The following is a 300-nucleotide window of genomic DNA, read 5'->3' as shown; positions in this document are numbered from 1 at the left end:
CAAGGTATTTGCTTTGATAGTCTTGAAAATCCCTGGGATTGATGTAATCGTCTTTGTTGAAATTTTCAAAGCTGTTTAAAATATTTTCCAATTTCAAAATCTTGCCAAAAAGCTTGATGAAATCCTTTTTCTGGCTTTCTGAAATGATCGGCTCTTTTAACGGAAATTCCGTTAAAAGCCTTCCAATCAAACCCTCATAGCCCTCGTATTCTTTGTTATTGTCCGTGTAGCCTTTCAAATAATCTTCATATTTCCTTAATAGTGCAATAGATTGAGCGTCCTTGTTGCCAAAAAGCATGA

1 protein-coding gene is annotated in these 300 nt (G+C 35.0%); it reads right to left on the bottom strand.

Annotation, left to right across the window (positions count from 1 at the left end):
* Nucleotides 1-300, bottom strand: a 300-nt coding sequence (locus tag G6069_RS07870; RefSeq protein ID WP_414735856.1) for a type I restriction endonuclease subunit R, EcoR124 family, incomplete at both ends; no start/stop codon positions are given.

The organism is Helicobacter pylori (assembly GCF_017594925.1).
GTDB classification, from domain to species: domain Bacteria; phylum Campylobacterota; class Campylobacteria; order Campylobacterales; family Helicobacteraceae; genus Helicobacter; species Helicobacter pylori_DP.
The sequence above is the reverse complement of the archived record's forward strand: the minus strand, read 5'-3'. Positions and strand labels throughout refer to the sequence as shown.